Origin of the sequence: uncultured Roseovarius sp. (assembly GCF_947489715.1) — a bacterium.
GTDB lineage: Bacteria > Pseudomonadota > Alphaproteobacteria > Rhodobacterales > Rhodobacteraceae > Roseovarius.
Genome location: NZ_CANLER010000002.1, coordinates 599,582 through 624,231 on the forward strand (window position 1 = coordinate 599,582; position 24,650 = coordinate 624,231).

Sequence of the window (24,650 nt, forward strand, 5' to 3'; positions counted from 1 at the left end):
CTCACGGCTCCTCTTTCGTATTTTGTTGTGCAGGGTTGGGTGGCTCATCACGGGATGGGTCGATATCCATCGCATGTTCACTTTCGGCCATATGGGCGCGTCGCGCCAGCCGTGAGAAGCTTTCGAGCGACAACATGACAGCGCCGACAACTGCCAGGAAAACACCAAGGTCAAACGCAGCGGCTGTGGCCAGTTCGAATTTATCGAAGGGAGGGATACGGAAATATTCAAAATCCGATGTCAGGAAAGGCTTGCCAACAAACCATGACCCGATGCCTGTCAGGCCCGCAACCAGCACGCCTGCACCAATGATTCCGTGATATGGATACCGCAACCGCGCCGTGGTCCAGGCAAAGCCACTGGCCATATACTGCATCACCACCGCAATCGACACGATCAGACCGGCGATGAAACCGCCGCCCGGTTCGTTGTGGCCGCGCAGGAAGATATAAAAGCCCACCATCAGCGCCACCGGCATCATTACCCTTGTCAGGACAACCATCATCATCGGATGTCGGTCACCCGCACGGGGCTGATCAGGGGCGCGATTCAGCAACCGCGCACGCACCGGACCGGAAAGTAGCGTTTCCGTCAGCGCATAGATCAACAAGGCCGCGATTCCCAGCACGATGATTTCACCGAAGGTATCAAACCCCCGGAAATCGACGAGGATCACATTCACCACATTGGTACCACCGCCGCCTTTGTAGGAGTTGGCAAGATGGAATTCCGAAATCGGCGGCGAGACGAAATCGCGCAACAGATAGTGATAGGACATCGCCATCGTGGCCAGTCCACCCGCCAGAGCAATTGCACCATCGCGGGTGCGCCGCAGCACAGAGCTTTCCACCGGGGTTCGGTTGGGCAGGAAGTTAAGCGCCAGCAGAAGCAGGATAATTGTGACCACTTCGACCGTGATCTGCGTCATGGCAAGATCTGGTGCGCTGAAGAAGACAAAACCGACCGAGACCATCAGCCCTACGATCCCGATCAGGATCAACGACAAAAGCCGGTTTCGATGCAGGAAAACCAGCCCACATGTCGCCGCTACCAGCATCAGCCATCCAGCAATGGGAATTGGTCCAGCCGGTTGTATCGCGCGGGTCATCACACCGATCGTTCCCGTGCTCCAGGCGTGCAATCCGGCGGCAATCACTGTGACCGCCATGATCGCACCGTAGCGGGAAAAGGCACCGTCATGGATGGGCTGGATCAACCGCCGAGACAGCCCAACGGCGCCGGCTATGACACCCTTTTCGAAAATTGTTTTGGCTTCCGGGCGCGGCGCAGCGTCCCATACCCGCAGTGCGGGACGGTAAAGCGCCAACAGGATCAAACCGCCGACCGTGGCGGCCATCGACATGAAGAGCGCGGGAACCAACCCATGCCAGATTTTCAGATGCGCCTTGGGCATGGCAGCCGCGTCACCCAGAACCGCCTCGGTGACGAGACGCACGTAGGGTTCAGCCAAGAAAGGGGCCAGTCCGATGACGACCACCAGAATTATCAAAAGTGCCGGAGGCAACCACATGCCCGGGCCCGGATCGTGCGGTTTGGCGGGATAGTCATCGCGCACAGGCCCCAGGAACACGTGCCCTATGAAGCGAAAACAATATGCTGCCGAGAAGAGTGACCCCAAGATCGCCATCCCCGGTACCAGCCAGGGCATACCGAACAACACGGTGTGAGTTGTTTCCTCCAGCATCATCTCTTTTGACAGAAAGCCGTTGAGCAACGGAATACCTGCCATCGACAAGGCCGCGAGCGTGGCGATCACAAAGGTGACTGGCATCAAGGTGCGTAAGCCACCTAAGCGGCGAATATCGCGGGTATGTGCCTCATGGTCGATAATCCCAGCCGACATAAAGAGTGCTGCCTTGAAGGTCGCATGGTTCATAATGTGGAACACAGCCGCCATGGCCCCGAAGGCAGTGCCGGTGCCGAGGAGCATGGTAATCAACCCCAGATGGCTGACCGTTGAAAAGGCCAGAAGAGCCTTCAAATCGTGCTTGAAAAGGGCGATTACAGCACCCAGCACCATTGTGATCAAGCCTGCCGTAGTGACGATCATGAACCATTCCGGCGTACCGGACAGCACAGGCCACATCCTCGCCATCAGGAAAATCCCGGCCTTCACCATGGTGGCTGAGTGTAGGTAGGCCGATACGGGCGTCGGCGCGGCCATGGCATGCGGTAACCAGAAATGGAAAGGAAACTGCGCCGACTTGGTAAAGCAGCCCAGCAAGATCAATAGCAACGCGGGCAGGTAAAGCGGTGAATCTTGGATCAGCTCTCGATTCTCCAGGATTACACTCAGGTCATAGCTGCCCACGATACGGCCCAGGATCAGCATTCCACCGACCATAGCCAACCCGCCCATGCCGGTCACCGCCAGCGCCATCCGTGCGCCTTGCCGTCCTTCGGGCAGGTGTTTCCAGTAGCCGATCAACAGGAAAGATGACAGCGAGGTGAGTTCCCAGAAAATAAGCAATAACAGAATGTTATCGCTTAGGACAATACCCACCATCGCGCCCTGAAATAGCAGCAGATAGGTGAAAAACTCACCCATGTTGTCATCGCGTGAGAGGTAAAACCGCGCGTAGGTAATGATCAGCAATCCAATGCCAACGATCAGCGTGGCGAAGAAAAAGCCCAACCCGTCCAGCATTAATGTGAAATTGAGGCCTAGCAGCGGTAGCCAGTCAACACGCGCCTGAACCAGTTCGCCAGCAAGGACCGCTGGCAGGTTGGTTAACAGGCCGATGAAAGCGGCCAGAGAAACCATGAATGTGACACCGGCGCAGGCCTGCCGGCCTGCGGTATTCATCAGGCCCGGCAACAGCGCGCCCAGAAATGGTAATGCGACGACAAGGAAAAGTGACAAACGAACTCCTAGTCTAGGGGCCTGAAGGTTCTACTCTTTTTTGTTGTAATGTTTCCATTACCACAAGATAAATCTGTTCGCGTTGGTGCAGTGAAGCAGATTAACAGTCTGAATACAAATTTAGGTCAAATCAACTGATATCGGATTGAGATAGTCTAGCTAAGCCTCAATCTTATTCAATTTACGCACGACGCACGACTAGCAGGGATGCGTGAACGCATTGCACTTCTTCGAGCGCTACTCACAGACTGAGATAGAGTCATCGTCTATTATTTTATCAGGCTGAGCCGGAAGGTTAGGGCCTCGGAGTTTTTTTACATTTTGAGGTGGCTGGCGTTATTTTAAGAACAAAAGCAATGACCTATTTTTTGGCGACATTGATCAGGATAAACACCCAACCGGTTGCGAACTTTGTAAAATCAGAACCCGAAAGTTATGGAAGTGGGGTACCATGCGCATCAAAACGGTCCGCAACGCGATCAAGAGCGCGACGGCAATGTGCAATGTCTTTTGCGGCCCCAGCTTTCATTCGAAGTAATCCGGCAATGCGGCGCGGCAATGGATACCAGCGGTCAAGATCGAGACCACAGCGATCCAGAAGAGTGAGCGGTAGTGTTTGCACCGAGGTCACTTGATTCAGATAGGCCTGTGCGGCTGTGGCCCCGACCCAGGCATTACGATTCTTGCGAAACAACGTCTCTAGGTCGAGCGTGTAGAAGCCTCGTCCGCGCAGTAGACCTCGATAAAGCAGATGCGTCGCAAAGAAACCTGAAACGCTCGTAAGAAAGTGGAAGGCATTCCGCGGGTTAATCGACAGAATACAATCGTTCTGAGACACAAGCGGGCTCGGTCCAGCCCATTTTTCGCTGCGAAAGAAACTACCCGTACAGTTAACAATAATACTGTTCCTTGGAATTTTTGCGTTCGCCCCACCTCGTAATTTCATTTTTGGACCACATGAGCTGTCGACAACATCCATCAGATAATCTTGATGTGTTTCTTTCAGGCTGTTCTTGACCCTTTCGTATTCCTCTTCGGACTGGAGACCGTAAAGGAATACGCCATTTTCAGTATGCGGATCCGTTGAATATACGGTGCGCAAATGGGCAACTGTGTGTTCTTCGTTGTCACCATCGAATTGCAGCGCAATGTCGCGAAAAATGCGAGATGCCAACTCGCCAGAGGTCCAGCGTTTCAGGCCGGTTGGGATATATTTTGTCCGGTTGATGAAGTTAGTTCCACGTCCGCTGATAAGCGTAACTTGTCGCTTTGGGTCTGTGGCGAGCGTGGCGAGGATCGTGTCCATGCCGGTCTTCCCACCACCAACCACATAAACCGGTGCTCCGGGGTGTGCGTTCAATGTGGAATAGAGGTCCTGTGGAATGATCGAGACAATGTTCTGACTTGAGAGCTTTTGCGGCTCCGCGAGCGCGTAATCCAAGCCCGACGCATAAATTGCTCTTTTGGCGCGTACCGTTTTCGTATTTTTTTTCGTGCCATTGAGGTGGTAGGAAATTTCTGCCAATGGCCCTTGATCGGTTGTGATTTCCTCACAGTGCGTCACCGTATGACCAAAAGCGGTTGTTAACGCGACGCTCTGATCAATCTGGTCAAGAGAGGCAACAAGGTGGTCTCGAACTTCGTCCCGTGCAGCAAGATAGTCGCTTGGTTTCCGCCAATCCCACTTCATATCGCCAACAGTGAACATCGGGTGCGGTTGATGCAAACGGACATAATCATAGGCCGTGTTCCACATACCTCCTGCCGCTTCTTTTTGGTCAAGCAGCAGAACCTGGGCATCTTCAGGAAGGTAATCGGTAGCTGCATTAAGTGCATTCAATCCCGCAATCCCGGCACCGACAACTATAAGATCGTAAATCTCGCTCTGCGCTGAATTTTCCATTTTCATTTGCCTATCATCCAGCATTCGACACCACCTTGCTCGCCCTACGTCATCTTTTTCATATACACCCTGCAGAAACAGGGCAATTTTACTTGCAGTTACCTTTCTTGTCTTGGGCAGCTTTACCCATGCAATGCGGGTCGATGTTGGCAAGCCAAACTCTTGGGGACTAGTTTAGGGACGATATACGCCAAAAATCCCGGCTAATGAATTTCACTTTCTAAGCCCCAATTTGGAATCTGCACCGTCGCACGCGCTCGCTGCTGTTATGAAAGGCAAAACTTATATAGAGACAACTCTAACTTGAGTCCCGGAATAGAAACCTCTAGGCCTACCCAACCTCGATGCAATCCAAGTGCGGCAGCTAATTTGATGAACGATTATCGGTCAACATTTCTGAGTGATGCAGTCTTTGAAACTCCCAAATTCCAACCACAATCTGCATGGGCAGAAAATATTCCATTTATTTTTTGGTTGGTTTCACAACTAAAGCCGAAACGCTTTGTCGAATTGGGTACGCAAACCGGAATTTCCTATTTCGCAGTATGCCAAGCCGTGATCAGTCAGGATTTGGATTGCGAGTGCATTTCGGTCCACCCATCGGGAAGTGATGGTGATAACAGCCTAAAATCAAACGCGAATTTCCAGTCAATAAAACCCTATAACGAGGAAAATTATTCGGCGTTCTCCAAAGTTTTGCGCGTGCAATTTGAAAGCTTCATTGCGCAAGTTGACGATGGCTCCGTTGACCTTCTACAAATTGATGCCCGCCACGCGTTCGAAGATATCGAAACATTGTTCAAGTCCTGGCAATCGAAACTTTCCGACCGAGCGGTTGTGTTATTTCAAGGGATAACTGCGTCTGAGGCGGTGTCTGGAATCGGAACGCTCTGGAACGAACTTGAGAACACGTATCCCTCATTTAAATTCAATCACGGGCAAGGTTTGGGCCTTGTCGCGATCGGTGAAAATATTGTGCCTTCGTTGCAGGCTGTCGTGTCCGGAAATGAAGGCGTCTCTGGTAAAATCGTCCGCAGTTTTTTCAACTCGCTGGGACATAATCTTGCAGATCCTGAAAGCGCCGCAAGACTGCAAGAGGCCGCACATCAGATGTCAGATGAACGTGCCCGGATGCGTCAAAGTTCAGAGGTTGTCGTAAATCACAATGCGCTAGAAGTTGTGAAGCTGACCAATGAGCGTGAAGTGTTGGCTGCCAAGCTTCGGAGCGCGAATATTGATTTGGCCAAAGCCAGGAATCGGCCAATTCGACTTTTGCTCGATAAAATTGCCTATAAAACGCTTAAGAGCTTGTTGAAGGTGAGTTCAAATCTCCCGCAGCGTGCAACCCGGCGATTCAAAGAGTCCGCAAACAAACGCGATCCAAGACGGTCGATCAGGATTGCGGGCTATAACGCTTTCAAAAGCAAGTCAAAGCCTAAGACTGCTGTGGTTTTGTATGGCTCGTCCCGAAAATACGATCCCTCGAAACCGACTGTGATGATCGTTGATCACGACACTTCCGGTGCAGAGACCTCCTTGATTATTCTAAATATTGCGCAGGAATTGTCCAAAAAATATAATGTCGTAAGTATGTTTCTGCGGGCTGGTTTGCTAAGTGGCCGTTTAAGTGACGCGAGTGTTGCCACCGTCGAATTCAGCCGCCACGCACTTAGCCTGGACGACATTCAATCGGCAGTCAAAGAACTTCAGCAACAATTTGAGTTCGAATATGCAATCACCAACGCGGCCGTGTCGAGATATGTTCTTATGGCGCTGCAAGATGCAAATATTCCGTCGACCTCAATGATGCATGATTTTGCATCTGGATTGCTCCCGGTTACGACCGTTCCGGAAGTATTCTCCAACTCAGACTCCATTGTATTTTCATCAGAAGAAACACTTCGCGATGCAATTTCAGATGCTCTGTCACATGCGGGACTGGGGCGCCCTTCAAATGCCAGCGTTTTAAACCCTGGTCGGTTTGCACTATCCGATGATGACCTGACAAAGGAAGAACTCACCGAGGAAATTGCCTGGTTGGACAGTGTGTTGGGTCAACGTTCCGCCGACGGTGATACCTTTGTTGTGGTCGGCGCGGGTAATGTGGAATTACGTAAGGGTCTGGATCTTTTCATTAATGTCGCCCATCGCGCTGTCAATGGTCAGGCGGACGTAAATTTCCGCTTTATTTGGTTCGGGACAGGGTACGATCCAATTCGCGATAGGGAACAGTCTTTTCTTATTGCTGACCAGATTCTACGGGCAGGTTTACGAGGGCATTTGAAAATTGTCCGGCCCACCTCAGAAATGGAATATGCGCTGGAAAAAGCAGATGCACTTTTGCTGAGTTCACGCCTTGATCCGTTTCCGAGTGTCGCCATTGATGCAGTGCTGAAACGGACACCAGTACTCTGTTTCGACCGGACCACCGGTTTTGCGAATTTTCTTAAGGAAAGCGGTGTCGGAGAAACCTGTGTCGCAAGTTACCTGGATACGGTTGATATGGCACAAAAATTGATCACTCTAGCGGAAAATCATGAGTTGCAAGATGACGTGGTGAACAAAGCATTAGCCGCTGGTAGTGAAAGCTTTAATCTGTCAAAATATGTCGAGAAGCTGGATGCGATAGCGTCACGGACGATCCCGGCAAGACAGCAAGCCAAAGAAGATGCCGAGTTCCTGAAAAAAGGGACCGATTTTCGATCCGATTTTTTCTGGCACAAAGAACCTCAGGCGGATCTCGATCAGCAAATTGAAGAATATCTGACCTCAAGCCGATCAGGCATTGTTGCCCGTAAGCCGATGCCGGGATTTCATCCGTCGATCTATGCCGAGAAAATGGGGTCGCGCACGGGCACTGATCCATTTGTAGAATTCCTCAAGGCAGGCAAGCCTGAGGGGCCATGGCTATTCCCTGTCATTGATGAATCCAGTGACATTGATTTGCCCGCCGCCGCCTCATGTTCGGCAGCTCTCCATATGCATGTTTTCTATGAGCAGGAATTGACGGAAATCCTGCATCGCCTGTCCCTGAATTCGGCCAGACCTGACCTCTTTGTCAGCACTTCGGCTAATAAGCTGGATGCCGTCAATGAAGCTTTATCCAAATACCAAGGAAAGGTTGCAAAAATCGAGGCCGTGCCAAATCGCGGTCGGGACATCGGGCCATTTCTCACTGCATTCGGCAAAAATTTGACGGCCGGATATGATTTCATCGGACATCTGCACACCAAAAGATCGCATCATGTTGCAAATTCAAAAGCCGTAGAGGCTTGGTCTACTTTCTTGCTGGAAAATGTGATTGGCGGGGAACGGGGAGGTGCGATGCTTGATCGTATTTTGACCAGGATGGCCTGCGACCCCGAAGTTGGTATCGTCTACCCCGATGAACCCAACATTTTGGGATGGAAGGAGAATGAAGGTGCGGCGCGAGGTATCGCCGAACGCCTGCAAATAGACCAACTGCCGATGCAATTCAATTTTCCCGCCGGGTCGATGTTTTGGATGCGAAAAACAGTGTTGGATCGCTTTGTATCGCTGAACTTGGGTTGGTCGGATTTTCCTTCAGAGCCATTACCGCATCACGATGGCACCATACTTCATGCTATCGAAAGGCTGTTTGGCGTCGTCCCAAAGACGATGAACATGAAAACAGTGTTAACCAACGTGCGCGGCGTTACCCGATAATTGTTTGTGGGCATTGGATCGCGAAGGCGATAATAGTCCGCGCAGCGCAATGTTTGTCGTATGAACGGATAGGGTAGTGATGAATTTTCCAGCTATCGGCCAATGCGGCCTGGCCGGCAAGTCAAAGGGTGTTTTGCCGTTCGCGAAATGCCATCAAACCGTGAGGCCCGTCTTGCTGAAAAAACAATCATATGCTCCACGATGTGAGGTTGAATTTCGGGTCGGCAGTCTCGAATTAATCGGCTCTCTGGTTCGTGTTGACGTCGGTGGCAACCTTGATCAAACACGTTCGCGAGAGTTGATGACGATGAACGATCGAGGCGGAAAGGTTTAATCATGGCCCGCAAAGACAAACATCCGGTGTTTCGCCCGCAAGACAAGGACAACATCCGCTGGTTCTGGCAAAATTATCTGCGCAGCAAATCACCTTGGCTTCTTCTTGTGTTCGGCATGGTCAGTTGTCAGGCTCTTGTTTATCAACAGTTCCTTTCACTGACCGAGAATAGTCTGAATGTCATTTTCGAGGGCGGCTCTCCTCAGGAATTGATTAAGGTATGTGCTATCGTCTTTCTGCTTTTCGCAGTCCGTGCCGCGCTGTCTTATATCGTACCAAGGCTTTCAGCGTGGCTAGCAAGCAACGCCGTGCGAAAGATGCGCCAAGATCTGATCAACCACTACCTCAACCTCGATCTGTCATACTTTGAAAGAACCAAATCGGGCGACATTATCCTGCGCCTCGTAAATCAGGTCGATGGGCTAAGTACTTTCGTGGGTCAGGGGACAGTCAACGCTGTGCGAGATACAGTGACGATCATCGTCGTCTCCGGTTATCTGGTCTACAAATCACCAATCCTGTTTTCTGCGGCGATCATTGTCATTCCTGCTTTGGCCCTGGTTATGCGCTCAGTGTCCAGCAAGATCAAACATGTGCAGCAAAGCGCAGAAAATGCATTTGGTAGTTACATGTCCGGGATCGAGGAAATGGCCAACGGCATGCGGACCGTCAAGATTTCGGGTCAGGAAGACCGGGAAAGGGACCGCTTGTTTCAGGCAACAGATGGAATTCGCGATCTGTTGATCCGCCTGAATGCAGCACAAGCCTTGTTCGAGCCTTCGATCGATCTGGTTTCTGCATTTGTATACGTGCTGGTTATCGGCGGCGGCGGGTACATGGTAATCCAGGGTGATTTCGGAATCGATGCCGCAGGCATCATCGCCTTTCTTCTGGGCCTGGTCATTCTATTCGATCCCATGAGGTTGCTGGCTGGCTTTTTTGCGCAATTGCAGGCCAGCTTGATCTTGTTGGAAGGCATTCGTTCGGTTTATTCTCAAACGCCGCGGATTGTTAATCGCGAAAACGCAGTCTCAGAATTTGATACGAAAGGCGATATCGTCTTTGAGGGTGTTGATTTTTCCTACGATTCCCAAAAGCAGCTTTTCAAAAATTTGAGCTTTGAGATAATTGGCGGAAAGACAACCGCAATTGTGGGAGCGACCGGTTCCGGTAAAACAACTATTCTGAGCTTGATAACTAGGCTGTATGATTTGGATGGTGGTCAAATCTCGATCGGCGGATTGGATATCCGCGACATTCAGATCAAAAAACTGCGCAGCTCATTTTCCGTCGTGGCGCAAGATATCGTAATCTTCAATGCGTCAATTTGGGATAACATCGCCTATGTACGCCCCGATGCCTCAGATGAAGAAATCTGGGCTGCTGCAGAATCTGCAGAAATTGCCGATTTGATGCGAGAGAGGGGTCATGCAGAGCTTGGCCCTAAGGGTAGCCAGCTCTCAGGCGGGCAGAAACAGCGCATTGCAATTGCCCGGGCGTTTCTGCGGGCATCTCCCATCGTAATCTTGGACGAAGCAACATCTGCGCTGGACCAGAAAACAGAACAGAGAATTCAATCTGCACTGGAACGCCTGGCAGACCAGAAAACAGTCATCATCGTCGCGCATCGGCTTTCATCCGTGGCCAATGCTGACAAAATTTATGTTTTCGATCACGGTAGTATCGTGGAGCAAGGCAATCACGAAGAACTTGTCGAGCAAAAGGGCTTATACGCTGGCATGTATTCCTCGCAAAAAGGTGGCTTCAGATAACGAACGGTCAGTGCTTTCCGAACGCTTGACAGTGCCAATGTGATTTCAGGCAAGACAGGTTTCAGATTTGCGTACTGATTTGAACGGCGATTGTTTCATTCTGCGGGGATCAAGTTGTAAGTCGCTTGCCGCTAAGAAATTACCGCTCACCAAACGCGTTGTTGAAGGATCGGTTGATTGGTTTGAATAGGTAAGCCAAAACCGTTCGCTCATCGGTTACGATCTCGGCTGAGGCACCCATACCCGCTTGAAGCCGTCGTTCCCAAGCGCCGTTACCTATGGATGCTCGATCCAACGAAACAGTGGCTCGAAAATGGCTGTTACCTGTCTGCGGATCGACCACCGAATTTGGCGATATGCTTGTGACTTGACCTTTGACCTGTCCATAGCGGCGGGCATCAAATGTATCGAATTTCAGCGCAACTGAATCACCACGACCGATGTGGCCAATATCAATCGGATCGATTTCCAGCTCAGCAACCAGTCTTTGCGGTAGGGGCATCAATTCGAATAATGTGGCACCGCTGGCAATAACTTCGCCCGGATTGGGAAACCCAACTGCATGGATAATACCGGCCTCGGACGCGCGAATTTTCAACGTTTGGCGACGCATCTCCAATGTGGTCGCTTGCACAGATAGCATGTCGATACGTTGCTCTAGGTCAAACTTTTCCTTGTTGCTATTGTCGAGCAGCGAAATTCGATTTTGCTCCAAGGACGAACTGACGTCGCTCAATTCCTTCTCAGCCTGCGAAAGGCGAATTTCAATTTCGATCAGATTTGCTTCTAGCTGATCCAGGCCATCACGCTGCGCATCCACGTCGCGCCGAGGGGTCAGTTTATTTTCAAAGAGTTGCTCAGCCCGTTTGACACGCTCGATCCGCGTTTTCACCCGTTTTTGCGTAAGTGCGTGTGCGTTTCGTAAAGTCGCAAGCGTGGTTTCCAGATGTCGTCGCCGTTTGACTTGAACAGCCTGTTGCGCAGCAAAGAGCGCCAGTTGAGAAGAGGCATAGGACAAATCCACAACCCCAGAAAGATCAACATCTTTGGCATCGCCTTCCACGCCAGTGCTGGCTGTATCTAAAATCACGCGAATGTTTTCCAGGCGCGATTCCAGGGTGTTTTTTTCCCGCTTCACTTCCAGCAGTGAACTGTCCAAAGTGGGCGATGAAAGAACGGCTAGTACTTGGCCTTTCCGAACCTGTGTGCCTTCTTCTACCAACACATCGGTAACGATGCCGCTCTCAGAGGCCTGCAGTTGCTGATAGTGGCCCGTGGGAATAAGTGTCCCGCTTGCGCGAACCAGCTCTGGAACAGTGGTCGCTATTGCCAACCAGATGGCACCGGTGATGAAACCTGTAATCGTAAGAACGACGATTTTTGCCGTCCTCGCGCCACGTTGTGCATCGCGTGTTTCTGCACGCGAGATTACGCCAGCGGATTTCGAACGAAATGATCTGAGCATGGATTCAGGTACCTCCGGATTTCTTCTGCAATGCAGTCAATTTTTTCCGCCCAGCCATGCCAGTATCGTTTGCAACGATGCGACCTTGATCAAGAAATACAAATCGATCACCCAATTCGATCAAGGCGTGGTTATTTGTGGCAACAAGAACCGTTTTCGAGCCTTTCAAACGTGACAATGCGGTGACCAGCGCATCCTTGCGCGGCTGATCCAAGCTCAAAGCTGGTTCATTCAAAAGCAAAACCGCGCTATCGCGTGCCAAGCTACGGGCAAGGGCAAGGGCATGAAGAGTCGAGGGCGAAAGCAATCCGCGAAATGATTCAGACAGCCGCGTGTGGATGCCTTCAGGGAATTGCTCAATCTCATGCAAAATATCCATCGACGCCAGGGCGTTGATGACATCCTGTTCCCCGAGCCCAGGAGAAGCTAGGCGAAAGTTCTGGTAAATTGTGCCGTAGAAGAGTTGGGGCAGGATTTGCTCGTAGGTAACCGAACGCCGCAGGTCATCCACAGCGATTTGGCGAACATCAACACCGTCAAGTTGTATGGACCCGATGGTTGGTTGTCGAAAACCGCAAATCAGATCGAAAAGAGACGTTTTGCCACTATTGCTATCACCGCAGATAAGCGTGAAATCCCCCGCTGGAATTTCCAAAGATACCTGAGACAGAGCTGCCGCTGCCGTCGCATCATAGCGATGGGTGACGCCGCTAAATGTGATACGCCCGCTGAACTCTTTCTGATGGTTCTGGCCGATACCCCTGACGACCTCTTCGGGAAGGGCAAGAACACGATCGCTTTGCCGCTTGCTTGAGATGAAGCTGAGAATTTGTGGCGCATTCGTGTAAAGCGCTTGAAGCGGTGTCAGGACTTTCCAAACAAGCGCCATTACAGCAATCAGGGCGCCAAATGAGATATCCCCCTGAATTGCTCCCATCGTACTGATTGCCACCGCCCCGATCCCTGCGATCGCCATCAGAGCTTGCCCGAAAGATTGAGATACCAGATTACATGCGCTCGCCCGGCAAGCGGCGTTTGCCGCCTGTTTTGCCAGTACTGCATTGCGATCTCTCCAGTGTTGAGTAAGACCTAAAAATTGAATGGCACGCTGTTTTTCAGTGGCTTCGAAAATATGACTTTGCAGTTGTGTTTTATGCTTCGCAACAGATGCGTTTAAGTCTTTGAGCTTTGGAAGCGTGATCAGAATGGACAGCGCGAAAACCACCGCCAGACCGATGACCAGCCATGCTACCGGAGGACATAAAATGAAAAGAACCGCCAAGAAAATCACTATGAACGGCAAGTCTAAGAAGGTGGTAAGAATCTGGCCGCTGAAGATATCTCTGAGACTTTCAAATTGCCGAAATCGCGCAAGTTGTTGTTCAACATCGGATTTCTGAATTTGGTCTATCGGCAACGCCAACAGTTTTCGAAAAAGCGCTAAGCCCATTTGGTGCTCCGCCCGGCGGCCCATATAGGCAACGGCGCTGGATCGTGCGAAGCGAAATCCGCAATCTGCCGACAAAGCCAGAACCACTGCCAATACCAGCGAAAAAACGAGGTCGCTTGAACCCGACGGGATCACACGGTCATAGATCACCATGATGAGAAGTGGCGTCACCAAACCCGCCAAGTTAGTCATGAAAGACGCAAAAATCAGCCATGGCATTAGGTCGCCGAATTCGTTCCAAATCCTTGAAAATCCTGGTTTGATCTCAGTGTCTAATCCGCTGTCAAAGCGCTCCAACCGAACCAATTGCCCGGACCCGTTTTCTGGCCCTTGCCACGCCGGTCTGTCTACCGTCGCATCGCAAATCAGCAGTTTTGAATTGCTGACTTCAAGAATTGCCGAAATATCACCATTATCATGCAAAAAAAGCGCGGGGCAGTCCTTGTCATCAACATCGAGCAGGCTGCATCTTTGCAAGCTCAAAGGTATCCCAAGGTTCTCAAGTGTCTTGATCATGTCATCGGCATTTAGCCGGTCAGACATATGAGGAATAGCTTCGAACAAACGATTGTGGTTGCTGTGCCATCCAGCCGCCGACATGACTTTATCAAGAATATTGATCGCAGAAGGTAGTGTGCTTTCCATTATCCAGCCCTTTCCGCGCCCGGCCCATCATTGGCGGCTGCGAGCGTCCGCTGATCTTCGGCCAGGTCTTCTGCCCACTCTCGGGTCATTCTCGATTTCTCTGAGTCCAACAAAATTTGCGCGTCAGCAATCTGAGTCAACGGCCCATCTGCGCCAGCCATGACAATTGTTGTTTGGCTTTTCAGGTCGCAGAGAGTCGCACTAAGTGCCGCGTTTGTGGCATCATCGATGGCAGCAGAGATATTGTTGAGCAACAGGATTGTGGGGCGTAGGGCAAGGGCCCGAACAAGGGTCACGCCCTGTAAGAAATTTTGATTGCTCATCAAAGCCTGGCTTTCATGAACAGGCGTATTGTACCCCATTGGCAAACGGTGGAGGATTTTTTCAAGCCCCATCATTTCCGATAGTTTCAGCGCATTTTCAATTGCGTCGCCATCACCGAATGCGGAGATATTTTCCAGAACGGTCCCCGCAAATATAACCGGGCTCTGATCGCAATACACGATGCCACCCCGACCGCGCACATCTGAAATCTGTTTCGGGAGGTATCCGTCAATCAAAAGCTCACCCTCGGATGGGGTAAGCTCGGCCAGAAAAAGTTTCATGAAGGATGACTTTCCTGATCCGCTATTGCCATTTAATGCAAGGCACTTTCCCGGACCTATTTCGCCTGATATCCGCTGAAACAGATATTCGTCGCGTTCAGGGTGCTTGAGGGCCAGATTTTCAAACGTGATATTGCCCTTCAATTCGCGCGTAATTTCAGGGGCGCTAGGTCGCTGCGGCAGTGCGTAGGCTTCGGTAATTTTCGCCTTTGCCATGGCAAGGCTCTCTGATTGTGCCCAGATATTGAGCGCTTTGAGCATTGGTTGCACGGTTCGGCCGTTCAGAAGCATGCAAGCGGCCAACTCCGCAATTCCAATATGTTGGGAAACCACCAGATACCCACCCAACAGACCCATTCCAGCTACCGCCATCTGTGAGAACAGCGCGCCGAAAGTCTGAGAAAACCCTGAGAACAGAATGACGTTGTGGCTGATATCTGCTGTTTGTTTTTGAAGCAGCTCATAGCGCCGCTGCATTTGCGGCTCCATCGTGTTTGCTTTCAGCGTTCTGATTTGCGACAGCACCTCAACCAAGAATGAATAACGTCGGCTGTCCAGAGTTTTGCGTTTGTCAAAAACAGTCGATTGCGCCTTATTCAGGGCCGTCTTGAAGACCAATAGCAGTACGATGCTGGTCAACGGCACAACCACCAACCAACCACCAATCAGCCCAATCAAGGCAATGAAGATCGTTGTGAATGGAAGATCGACCGACAGGATTCTTGCCTGCCCGCCATAGTGAGCCCGGAGTTGAGAAATAGCGCCCAACCTGTCCAAATGTGCCGCTGGCGTCGTTTGTCGAAACTCTTCGGGATCAGCATTCAAAGTGGCATCGACGAATTGTTCATAGAGATTTATCTCGAATTGTTCGGCTTGGCTGCCCAGCAAAATCGCGCGGCTCCACTTCAGGATGAACTCCAGCACAACCACGACACACAGCCCTAAAAATAGGAAAAACAGCGTCTCCACCGCCTCAAACGGAATGACGCGATCAAACACCTGGAGAACGACAAGCGGTAGCGCTAAAGCCAGCAGATTAAGGCTTAACGTCGCCGCTAAAGTCGTGCATCCGATCCGAGGCGGATTAATGGGAAAACCCTGGGCGGAGGTTTCTTGCTTCACCAATGATAACTCCAAAACTCACCTTACGTTTATGGTGAGTTAAGGTTTCTCAATCCCTTAAATCCGTGGGAATGAAATTCTGATTTTAAACAATTCCTCGGATAATCTATCATGAGGGTTAAGCTTTTCTTTCCAATAAAACCCCAGAACTTTCCTGACGCAGGACTCAGGAGACGACATGGAAGATGAAAGCTTTGATGACGTGGCGGGTGAAGGGTTCCAGCCAGAAGCAGATGACTTAAAGAAGAAAGCCGTTGAACAATCAGCCAAAGCCTCCGGCCTGACTCCCGAAGATCAAAGTCGTGGCGTCCTGCATTACGGCGAAACCCATGAGGGTAATGCGAGCAGTAGTTCATCGTCCAATGCCGAATTTGCACAAAGCGACAATGTCTCACCGGTCGCTGACAACGATGATCTTAACGATCAGATTTCATCAGCTGATGGCGCCCGACCCCCTCAACCTGGCCTGACAGGTGAAAAAAGCGAGCTGGCTCAACCTTCGGATCCGCAGCGCTCAGATGAAAACGAAGCAGAAACCAATGCCGAAGCAAAGCTCCAACCAACACAATCGGTCCAATCTAATACCTCGAACGCTGAGACAACCATCAATGACAGCGAAATCAACAGCGATCAGGATATCCGTGCGCGCCAGCCCGTTGAAACACCTGAGCCTGCTTTCGACACTTTGGTGAACCAACCCACAGCACCGGAAGGCGCTGATCAGGACGAGCAGAACAATCCTGTCGCCGAATATGAACTGCCCGACAGTGATGACGCGCTTAAAACAAGCGAGAATGGCACTGTTGCCGATACCAACGAAGCGCCCTCACAAATCTCGTTATCGAACCAAGGGCTTGCCGAAAACGTCGAAGGGGCCGTGGTTGGTACGCTTTCGGTTAAAGATCAGGATATCGACGACAGTCATAGCTTCACGATTTCCGACGAACGGTTCGAAATCGCTGACGGTCAGGTCAAGTTGAAGGACGGACTGAGCCTTGATCATGAAGAAACAAAAGGCCTGACCCTCGAAGTGGAGGCAACCGATAGCGGTGGCATTACTTTCACTCAGAGTTTCGAGATTTCCGTTGCGGACATCAATGAAGCACCAACTCAGCTATCGTTATCGAACCATGCCATTGCTGAAGGTGCCGATGGAGCCGTAGTCGGTACGCTATCGGTTGCGGATCAGGATATCGGCGACAGTCATAGCTTCACGATTTCTGATGAGCGGTTCGAAATCGCAGATGGTCAGGTTAAATTGAAGGAGAGTCTGAGCCTTGATCATGACGATGCAGAAGGCCTGACCCTCGAAGTGGAAGCAACCGATAGCGGTGGCAATACGTTCTCTCAGAGCTTTGAGGTTTCCGTTACCGATGTCCCCGATGTTACACTTGGAACGGGTTTTCATGCCAAGTATTTCGATATGAATCAGACCATCAGGGCCATTGATGACGTAGACTGGAATGGCACAGTCACCCATCAGGAACTGGTTGATGACATCAACTACACCAATAGCTCCAAATCTTTCTGGGATGGCGGATCCAGAGATACGTTCGGCGTCCAGATCACCGGAAATATCGAGGTAGAAGAGGGCGGCGTCTTTAATTTTCACATCGGCGGCGACGATGGTGTTGTTCTGTTTATCGACGGCAAGGAAGTTGTCGATAATGACGGTTTGCACGGGTTTCGAACGCGCTCCGGAGAGGTGGAACTAGAGCCCGGCGCACATGTGATCGAAGTTCGATATTTCGAGAATTATGGTCATGCTGGCCTGAAAGTGGAATGGGAAGGCCCGGGCATTGACGGACGGGAATTGCTCTCACCCCCTGATGTTGGCAACCTTCAAACCGTTAACGGCATGCCAATAACCCTGGATCTTGAAACGGATGTGTCGCAGCCGGTTGACGGCGACTTCAGCCAGGTGATCGAAGGCTTGCCACCGGGCACTATGCTGCAAGCTGGCGAAATGATTGCCGAGGTTGACGACGGCGGCATTGCAGACATTTCCGGTTGGGATACGTCAATGTTGATGGTCACGCCGCCTGTCGATTTTACTGGAAAGGTCGATGCACAGGTTTCAACCAAGGTTACTCTGGAGAGTGGTGATACCGCGGTTACAACCACAGAATTGACATTCAATGTGGATCAGGCCGACGTCACGCCGATGCCAATTGAAATGCAGGCCGGGTTTCGCGCCAGTTATTTCGACGTTGACCACAGTCTTGACCGGCTGGATCAGATCGATTGGGATGCCGACCCGACAAAAGAAGAGGTCATCGGCGAAATCAATTATGCCAATGGGCGAGAGTCGTTTTGGGAAGGCGGCTCCAAAGACACATTCGGCGTTCGCATCACCGGTGAAATCACTGTCGATGAGGCGGGTGATTTCGATTTCTTTCTCGGGGGCGACGACGGTGTCGTTCTTTACATCGACGGCGTAGAGGTGATCGACAATGATCGTTTGCACAGCTATCGCACGCGATCAGGTGAGATCGAGCTTGAAGCCGGTACACATGAAATAGAAATCCGGTATTTCGAGAATTATGGACATGCGGGTTTGAAATTGGAATGGGAGGGTCCGGGCACGGATGGCCGTGAGCTTGTGCATGCTGACACGGATCTGTCAGTCCCGGAAAATGGCACAATTGAAATTCAACTAAACAATGCTGAAATAGGGCCATCCGGCTCGGTATCAGTATCAGGACTTCCAGCAGATACGATACTTGTGAGCGGCGATCATTCGTTGGTTTCCGATGGGGAAGAAGTAGATCTGACTGGTTGGGATCTTGACATGATCGAATTGATGCCGCCCCCCGAATACGAAGGCGTCATCTCGGCCGAAGTAACGGTTTCAGATACTGCCTTTAATGGCGAAGAGACCCAGACCACCAATACATTCGAGATTGAAGTCGGTGACGCGGATCGTCAGCCACAATTGGGCGACGGTCACGAAGATCTGTTGATGTCTGGAGATGGCACTGCCGAGGGTGGAGATCCAGGTTGGGTTGAAGGCTCTACAGCGGCAGATGGTGAGAATGAAGATGGCTCTGAAGACAATGTGATGGATGAACCAGTTGAAGACTCAAACAGCGCAGAACAATCAAATGAAATGACGGAAACCTACGAGCGCAGCGATTGGTAGATGGGCGGTTGGTGCAGTTGGTGCCCAACCCGTATGCTGCCCGTTCAAACAGTCTGTCCTCAGCTCAATCCAGGTTGCGATAATTTGATTTACCAAGGAAGAAGGCCAACGCGACTGCGAACGCAGCCTGCCACGGCGCGTGGATCAACATGCTCGTCCCAAACTCTGTAGGATACATAAGCGAAGGTTTCTCAATCGTCGCGGCCAATGGCATCACAAAACACCCGTAAAAGGCAAACGGAACGGCTGCGATCAAATAGCTATACAGACTGACCTGAGGTTTTTCGCGGAAGAGAAAAAACATCGTCATTGGCAACAGAAAACCAACCGTTCCGCTCCCAAATCCCGGAAGCGCCAAACTGCTGCTGCCAATGTCCGCATTGTAAGAATGATAACTTATAGCATAGGCGGCGAAATAGGCTGTCGCTGTAAAGATACAAATGCCTGCAATGCGCAGAATATTCACCAATCCTAACCGGTGGAAATAAGCACACAGCACGACGGGAAATATCAGTCCATGGATCTGGGTCGGTACTACATCATCAATCGTGATAGCACTTGATATTGCGGCAGCAACGAGACCCAGGACCGCGCAAGAGAAATATTGTTCCTCCGAAAGTGGCAGCTTTGCCCGAGATGGCGCGCGCCGTTTTGGCAAAGGTGGTGCCAAAAGGGATGAAAGATCTGTTTCAATCGCTGGCATCCAATCCTGCATTGAAGGTTGCCAGACCAGCGTTTCAGGTCTAACCCGGCCCGCTGTGGCAAGGGCGGCAAATTCAGCGCGTGTGATGGGGCCTTTGGTTTCGCCTGAAAGCAAATAATGCCATCTATCTGGGCTAGACATTTACAACCCCTATTCCACTCGTAAGACTTCAGTAACTTACACGGTGACCGCCATCCATCAACCTAGATTGTTCCAAACAGCATGCGCTCATTCTTGGGATCGTGGAATGGTGACAGGCTGACATCCGCGGCAATCGCGCTACCCTCGACCATAACCGCATATGACCCGGTTTCGAGCGCGCTATTGCTGGTCTCACCTTCGAAAAGGTTTACCAGACACAATCCAACAGCAGCCCCGACTGTGTACCCATAGGCACCGGCGGTTACAAAGCCGACAACTTTCCCATCCCGCAATACTGGTTCGTTGTGGTGCAGCAGAGGCACGGAATCCTTCAGCTTGACCGAGCACAGAAACGGGCCCTTATTTTCAGCCTTGCGCGAAAGATAAGCGTCGTGACCGATAAACGCGATCGGCTTTTTTGTCTTGCACACAAACTCCAGGCCCAACTGATGCGGTGCTTCGGTGTAGGCCATATCATGCCCCCAGTGCAGAAATCCCTTTTCCAACCGCAGAGCATTCAGGGCCTCGCCACCGATCAGGCGTAGGCCAAATTCCTCTCCCGCCTCCATCAACACTTCAAAAACGTGCTCTGCAAAATCGGGCGTAACGAATATTTCCCAGCCCATTTCACCAGAATAGGAAAGGCGTTGCGCTTTCACCCGGGCGTGGCCGATATAGAACTCCTGAAAACTGTTGAACGGAAACGCTTCATTTGAGGCATCAATCCCGCTGACAGATTGCAACAGGTCGCGGCTTTTTGGACCCATGATCGCCAGCACACCAAATGACGCCGTGACATCGCGCAGGCGAACATCTTCATTAGGCAGCATATGGTCGCGCAGATGCAGATAATCGCGCCGTGTATGCGAGATTGAACTCATCACCATGAACGCATCATCGGTATGGCGTGCGACGGTTACATCGCTTTCGATCCCGCCGCGTTCATTCAGCATCAGTGAATACGCCACACGACCCACATCCATTGCCATGTTGTTGGTGCAGACCCGTTGCAAAAAGCTCTCGGCACCCTTGCCTTCGACCATCAACTTTCCCAGCATCGAATAATCAATCATCGCCACATCTTCGCGCGCAGCTTTTTGTTCCTCCAACGCATAGTCGAACCAGTTCTGACGACCAAAGCTGTACTTATATTCCGGCGTGACACCTTTGGGCGCAAACCAACCGGGGCGCTCCCAACCCTGCACTTCGGTGAAGCTCGCTCCATGTGCTTTCAGCGCGTGATGAAACGGCGTGCGCCGCAGATTACGGACCGTTTCACGCTGGCGGTTGGGCCAATGCATGGCATAGGTCAGGACCAAAGTTTCAGGTGAGCGTTGTTGCAGGTAGAGATCGCGCGCCTGAAACTCTTCACAACGCTTGGGATCCATCTCGCTTAGATCAATTGGTGGATGCCCGTCAATGATCCACTGCGCCAGCGCACGGCCCGCGCCTGATCCGGATTGAATACCGGTCGAATTGACCCCACCCAGCATGAAATAATCTTTGATGTCGGGCGCTTCACCCAGAATAAAACGCCCATCATAAGAATAGCTTTCAGGCCCGTTGAAAAAGGTACGAATGCCGGTTTCCATCAGCAAAGGCACGCGGTTCATCGCCATTTCCAGCACGTCCATCACATCGTCTTCGACAAAGGGCAAGCTGTCAAAACAGAACTCTTCGGATATGCCCTGCATTCCCCAGGGTTTGGCGTGATTATGGGCAAAACCGAACAGCAGTTTACCTGCGTCTTCTTTGAAATACGTGCCATCGCAATAGGATCGCAGCACCGGCAGATCGTTGGGCAGGTTTTCAATTGCTTCGGTCACCAGATAATAATGCTCGCAAGCATGCAGAGGCACGCCGACGTCGTTTTGCTGGCCCAGTTCACGCGCCCACATACCCGCGCAATTCACCACCGTATCAGCGTTGATCGTGCCTTGATCGGTGCGTACACCGCAGGCTTTTCCATCACGGGTCAGAACCTCTTCGACCTTGAGGTTTTCAAATATCTTGGCGCCACGAATCCGAGCGCCTTTGGCCAGTGCCGTGGTCAGATCAATCGGGTTGGCCGAACCATCACTGGGCATGTAAATGCCGCCCAGAACGCCTTCGGGGTTCATCAGGGGCCAGCGCTCCTTGATCTCGGCAGTGGATAGGTAATGCGCCTCGATCCCAAAGAGTGAGGCGAAATCCGCCTTGCGTTTCAACTCTGACAAGCGCTCGTTATTCACGGCGATCGAAATCGAACCTGATCGGCGATAGCCTGGATTCTGACCGGTTTCAGCCTCGATATCTTCAAGCAGTTCGATCCCGTATTTCGCAAAGGCTGTGGTGGCGTGACTGCCCTGTAATTGCCCCACCAGTCCGGCGGCGTGCCAGGTGGTGCCACAGGTCAGTTGCTTGCGTTCCAAAAGCACGACATCAGTCAGGCCCTGCCTTGCCAGATGATAGGCCACTGAACAACCGTGAATGCCACCGCCAATGATGACGACCTGTGCGTGAGAGGGAAGGGGCTTTTTCATTAGTGTGAATATCCTTTAATGGGGCGAGCCATCCTTTGGGCGATTACGATGGGTTTTGATCGATCTAGGTTGCCGGACTGTCCTGATGCAGTTGGTGTTGAAAAAGCCGGCCTGCGTTCTCGGGACAATCTTGGACACCAGCAAGCCGCATCAAATGCCAGGCCAGCGCCTGGTTGCTGGACAGGACAGGTTTGCCCAGGTGCGCCTCGGCTTCAGCGAGGATCGGTAAAGTGCGCAGGCTGGTGCAAGAAACAAATACGCCGTCACAATCCTCTCGCGCGCCAATCTCCTTGATCGCTTGCAGAATGCTCTGGGACGTTATGCGCGCCACTTTGAAATCGTCGGACTGATTGAAAGATCCGACCGCGTTTATGGCGTATCCCGCCGCAGCAAGGTTTGCGCGCATCTCGGACGTAACCGATGGCGCATAGGGTGTGATCAGCGCAATCCTTACCAGCCCAAGGGCTTGCAACGCCGCTTTGCAGGCTGTCAAGGGATTGCTGGTTTTGGCATTCGGATGGACCCCTCGCAGAATTCTATCTACGCGCTCCTCCCCGATCATGGTAGCGCCAGAAGTGCAGCAATATCCTATCACGTCAAAATCAAATTGCTCGGGCAACAAAGCCGCAGTTTCAGGCATATCGGCCTCCATCTGGCGCAAAGTTTCCGGCGTGACGTCCATCTCGTTGTGGATGCGCGCATGATAAAGCGCGATGTCGTCACTACGTAGAACGCTGGCAAATTCATGCTCTATCGTCTGATCCGTTTGCAGGATGACCAGCCCGATCCTGGCGCGTGTCCCAAGGCCACAATCCGCTTCGAAATCCAGCGTTTGAATATGTGGTGTTTTTGACATCGTTTTATGTTCCGACATTTGGCGTTCCGGCACATCTTCCATTCAACGGCAACGTCACGGGTCATAGGCGCCGATTAGGAAGAACCTTAATTTTGTTGGTATATACCAAATACGCTGGTATATACCAATAAAAACAGAAGGCGAAATCTGTATGTCGAACGACAGTGTTAGCAAACGGGCGGGTAGCACAGAGAAAGTTCCGCGCTTTCAGGCGATTATCGAACATCTTAGACAACAAATTCACAGCGGTACCTGGCCTGAACATACCGCTCTGCCACCAGAGCGAACCCTGGCTGAGCGATTTGGGATCAGTAGAATGACGGCGCGACGCGCCCTTCTCGCAATCGAAACTGAGGGGTTGGCCTACAGCGCTGGGCGTCGCGGTCGGTTCGTGTCACCCGCTCGCCTGACCTACGATATCGGTAATATGGTCAGCTTTTCAGCGCATGCACAGCGCGACGATCTCGGGCTAAGCATCAAGGTAATCTCTTCCGGCGTGATTGCCGCCGACACCACGCTTGCCTCGCGCCTGCCCGTCGAAATGGGCGAAGAGTTTTACAAATATACAAGGCTTTTTTTGATCAAAGATCACCCAACCTTCATCGAAGAAGAATTCGTGATTGCCCGGTTGTTTCCCGACCTTCTTGAGCGCGACCTGACGCAATCCACAACGCTATTGCTGGAACGGCATTACGATACCGCTGCACATACCGGAAACATCGTCATCCGGATGCGCGCACTTAGAGAGGAAGAAGCCGGCCTGCTGGGATTGGCAACCTATCAGGCCGGGATCGAACTTGAACAGCTCATCTGCGACAAAAGCGGACAACCATTTTGTTTCGGTCGCCAGATTTGGCGCGGCGAACTGGCCGAATTTACGGCGCAAGCCGTAGTGCGCGACAAGACCGATATACAAAGCAAGTAGCGACGACCCTCTTGGCAAACGTAAGTATTGTGCCTCTGCTCATCGTCGATCTACGATGATAAGCGTTGGAGCTGGACAGAGGAACGTGAAATGGAACCGATCAAGACGCACGAACGAAAAGTCGCGAACATTCGGGACGAAGCCGCATACCAGCCCTATGATCCAACCGGTAAATCCGAGACCGGAACCTCTTTTATGCAACTCAACCCTCATGCCCGACGCGATGTCGGATTTTACATCTACCGGATGGAGCCGGGATCACACAGCATGCCGCACAAACATGGCGGGGCCGAAGAATTCCTGATGGTCGAAGGCGAATTGATCGACAATGATGGAACTGTCTACAAACCCGGTGATGTGATCTGGTTGGCCAGCGGAACAGAACATACCTCGCATACTGAGACTGGCTGCATCGTCGCCGTTTATGCCGAAGCCGCCGAGGAACCACCCAGCAGCCCTCTTTAGACACAAGATCATTGCTGTTCATCTGATCG

13 protein-coding genes are annotated in these 24,650 nt (G+C 51.6%); 5 read left to right on the forward strand and 8 right to left on the reverse strand.

Translation table 11 applies throughout. The features are described 5' to 3' along the window. Window position 1 precedes the first annotated feature (1 nt). Together Q1B27_RS08605 and Q1B27_RS08610 are read right to left on the reverse strand one after the other, a co-directional pair. Window positions 2-2,884, reverse strand: a complete 2,883-nt coding sequence (locus tag Q1B27_RS08605) for a monovalent cation/H+ antiporter subunit A (RefSeq protein WP_299846451.1) — start codon at window positions 2,882-2,884, stop codon at window positions 2-4. 433 nt (window positions 2,885-3,317) lie between these two features. Continuing rightward, window positions 3,318-4,811 carry an FAD-dependent oxidoreductase gene (locus tag Q1B27_RS08610; RefSeq protein WP_299846453.1) on the reverse strand — a complete coding sequence of 498 codons (1,494 nt, stop codon included), beginning with the start codon at window positions 4,809-4,811 and terminating at the stop codon, window positions 3,318-3,320. A gap of 348 nt (window positions 4,812-5,159) precedes the next feature. Here Q1B27_RS08610 and Q1B27_RS08615 point away from each other — a divergent pair, with 348 nt between their 5' ends. Together Q1B27_RS08615 and Q1B27_RS08620 are read left to right on the forward strand one after the other, a co-directional pair. Next, window positions 5,160-8,474 carry a rhamnan synthesis F family protein gene (locus Q1B27_RS08615; RefSeq protein WP_299846455.1) on the forward strand — a complete coding sequence of 1,105 codons (3,315 nt, stop codon included), beginning with the start codon at window positions 5,160-5,162 and terminating at the stop codon, window positions 8,472-8,474. 336 nt (window positions 8,475-8,810) lie between these two features. Continuing rightward, window positions 8,811-10,580 carry an ABC transporter ATP-binding protein gene (locus Q1B27_RS08620; protein ID WP_299846457.1) on the forward strand — a complete coding sequence of 590 codons (1,770 nt, stop codon included), beginning with the start codon at window positions 8,811-8,813 and terminating at the stop codon, window positions 10,578-10,580. Between the two features lie 139 nt (window positions 10,581-10,719). Here the strand turns inward: Q1B27_RS08620 and Q1B27_RS08625 are convergent, their stop codons facing one another. The 3 genes from Q1B27_RS08625 to Q1B27_RS08635 are packed head-to-tail and all read right to left on the reverse strand — an operon-like array spanning window position 10,720 to window position 15,867. Next, window positions 10,720-12,045, reverse strand: coding sequence for an HlyD family type I secretion periplasmic adaptor subunit (locus Q1B27_RS08625; RefSeq protein ID WP_299846459.1), 1,326 nt, complete (start codon window positions 12,043-12,045; stop codon window positions 10,720-10,722). Window positions 12,046-12,049: 4 nt separating this feature from the next. Further along, a complete protein-coding gene (locus tag Q1B27_RS08630) occupies window positions 12,050-14,140 on the reverse strand; it encodes an ABC transporter transmembrane domain-containing protein (protein WP_299846461.1) in 2,091 nt (696 codons plus the stop codon). Further along, window positions 14,140-15,867 (reverse strand): ABC transporter transmembrane domain-containing protein, encoded by a 1,728-nt coding sequence (locus Q1B27_RS08635; protein WP_299846463.1) that lies wholly within the window; start codon window positions 15,865-15,867, stop codon window positions 14,140-14,142. The genes Q1B27_RS08630 and Q1B27_RS08635 overlap by 1 nt, the downstream gene beginning before the upstream one ends. A gap of 178 nt (window positions 15,868-16,045) precedes the next feature. Here Q1B27_RS08635 and Q1B27_RS08640 point away from each other — a divergent pair, with 178 nt between their 5' ends. Continuing rightward, window positions 16,046-19,009, forward strand: a complete 2,964-nt coding sequence (locus Q1B27_RS08640; protein WP_299846465.1) for a PA14 domain-containing protein — start codon at window positions 16,046-16,048, stop codon at window positions 19,007-19,009. A gap of 64 nt (window positions 19,010-19,073) precedes the next feature. On the opposite strand, the gene Q1B27_RS08645 is transcribed toward Q1B27_RS08640, so the two are convergent. The 3 genes from Q1B27_RS08645 to Q1B27_RS08655 all read right to left on the reverse strand — a co-directional run bounded on the left by Q1B27_RS08645 (window position 19,074) and on the right by Q1B27_RS08655 (window position 23,249). Continuing rightward, complete coding sequence (locus Q1B27_RS08645) at window positions 19,074-19,853, reverse strand: DUF4339 domain-containing protein (RefSeq protein WP_299846467.1); 780 nt, start codon at window positions 19,851-19,853, stop codon at window positions 19,074-19,076. A 62-nt stretch (window positions 19,854-19,915) separates the two neighbouring features. After that, window positions 19,916-22,375, reverse strand: a complete 2,460-nt coding sequence (locus Q1B27_RS08650; RefSeq protein ID WP_299846469.1) for an FAD-dependent oxidoreductase — start codon at window positions 22,373-22,375, stop codon at window positions 19,916-19,918. A 64-nt stretch (window positions 22,376-22,439) separates the two neighbouring features. Further along, on the reverse strand, window positions 22,440-23,249 hold the full coding sequence (locus Q1B27_RS08655) for an Asp/Glu racemase (RefSeq protein ID WP_299846471.1): 810 nt from the start codon (window positions 23,247-23,249) through the stop codon (window positions 22,440-22,442). A gap of 133 nt (window positions 23,250-23,382) precedes the next feature. On the opposite strand from Q1B27_RS08655, the gene Q1B27_RS08660 reads away from it, so the two are divergent. Both Q1B27_RS08660 and Q1B27_RS08665 read left to right on the forward strand, forming a co-directional pair. Then, the gene (locus tag Q1B27_RS08660) at window positions 23,383-24,156 is read left to right on the forward strand and encodes a GntR family transcriptional regulator (protein WP_299846473.1); all 774 of its coding nucleotides are present in this window, start codon (window positions 23,383-23,385) and stop codon (window positions 24,154-24,156) included. 90 nt (window positions 24,157-24,246) lie between these two features. Next, window positions 24,247-24,621: a cupin domain-containing protein gene (locus Q1B27_RS08665; RefSeq protein WP_299846475.1), complete on the forward strand. Its 375-nt coding sequence runs from the start codon at window positions 24,247-24,249 to the stop codon at window positions 24,619-24,621. Window positions 24,622-24,650 lie beyond the last annotated feature (29 nt).

Bases quoted from the DNA above. Each gene is read 5' to 3' on its own strand.
- Q1B27_RS08625 (WP_299846459.1), bottom strand. From the start codon at position 12,045: ATGCTCAGATCATTTCGTTCGAAATCCGCTGGCGTAATCTCGCGTGCA.
- Q1B27_RS08655 (WP_299846471.1), bottom strand. From the start codon at position 23,249: ATGTCGGAACATAAAACGATGTCAAAAACACCACATATTCAAACGCTG.
- Q1B27_RS08640 (WP_299846465.1), top strand. From the start codon at position 16,046: ATGGAAGATGAAAGCTTTGATGACGTGGCGGGTGAAGGGTTCCAGCCA.
- Q1B27_RS08650 (WP_299846469.1), bottom strand. From the start codon at position 22,375: ATGAAAAAGCCCCTTCCCTCTCACGCACAGGTCGTCATCATTGGCGGT.
- Q1B27_RS08620 (WP_299846457.1), top strand. From the start codon at position 8,811: ATGGCCCGCAAAGACAAACATCCGGTGTTTCGCCCGCAAGACAAGGAC.
- Q1B27_RS08615 (WP_299846455.1), top strand. From the start codon at position 5,160: ATGAACGATTATCGGTCAACATTTCTGAGTGATGCAGTCTTTGAAACT.
- Q1B27_RS08610 (WP_299846453.1), bottom strand. From the start codon at position 4,811: ATGCTGGATGATAGGCAAATGAAAATGGAAAATTCAGCGCAGAGCGAG.
- Q1B27_RS08630 (WP_299846461.1), bottom strand. From the start codon at position 14,140: ATGGAAAGCACACTACCTTCTGCGATCAATATTCTTGATAAAGTCATG.
- Q1B27_RS08665 (WP_299846475.1), top strand. From the start codon at position 24,247: ATGGAACCGATCAAGACGCACGAACGAAAAGTCGCGAACATTCGGGAC.
- Q1B27_RS08660 (WP_299846473.1), top strand. From the start codon at position 23,383: ATGTCGAACGACAGTGTTAGCAAACGGGCGGGTAGCACAGAGAAAGTT.
- Q1B27_RS08645 (WP_299846467.1), bottom strand. From the start codon at position 19,853: ATGTCTAGCCCAGATAGATGGCATTATTTGCTTTCAGGCGAAACCAAA.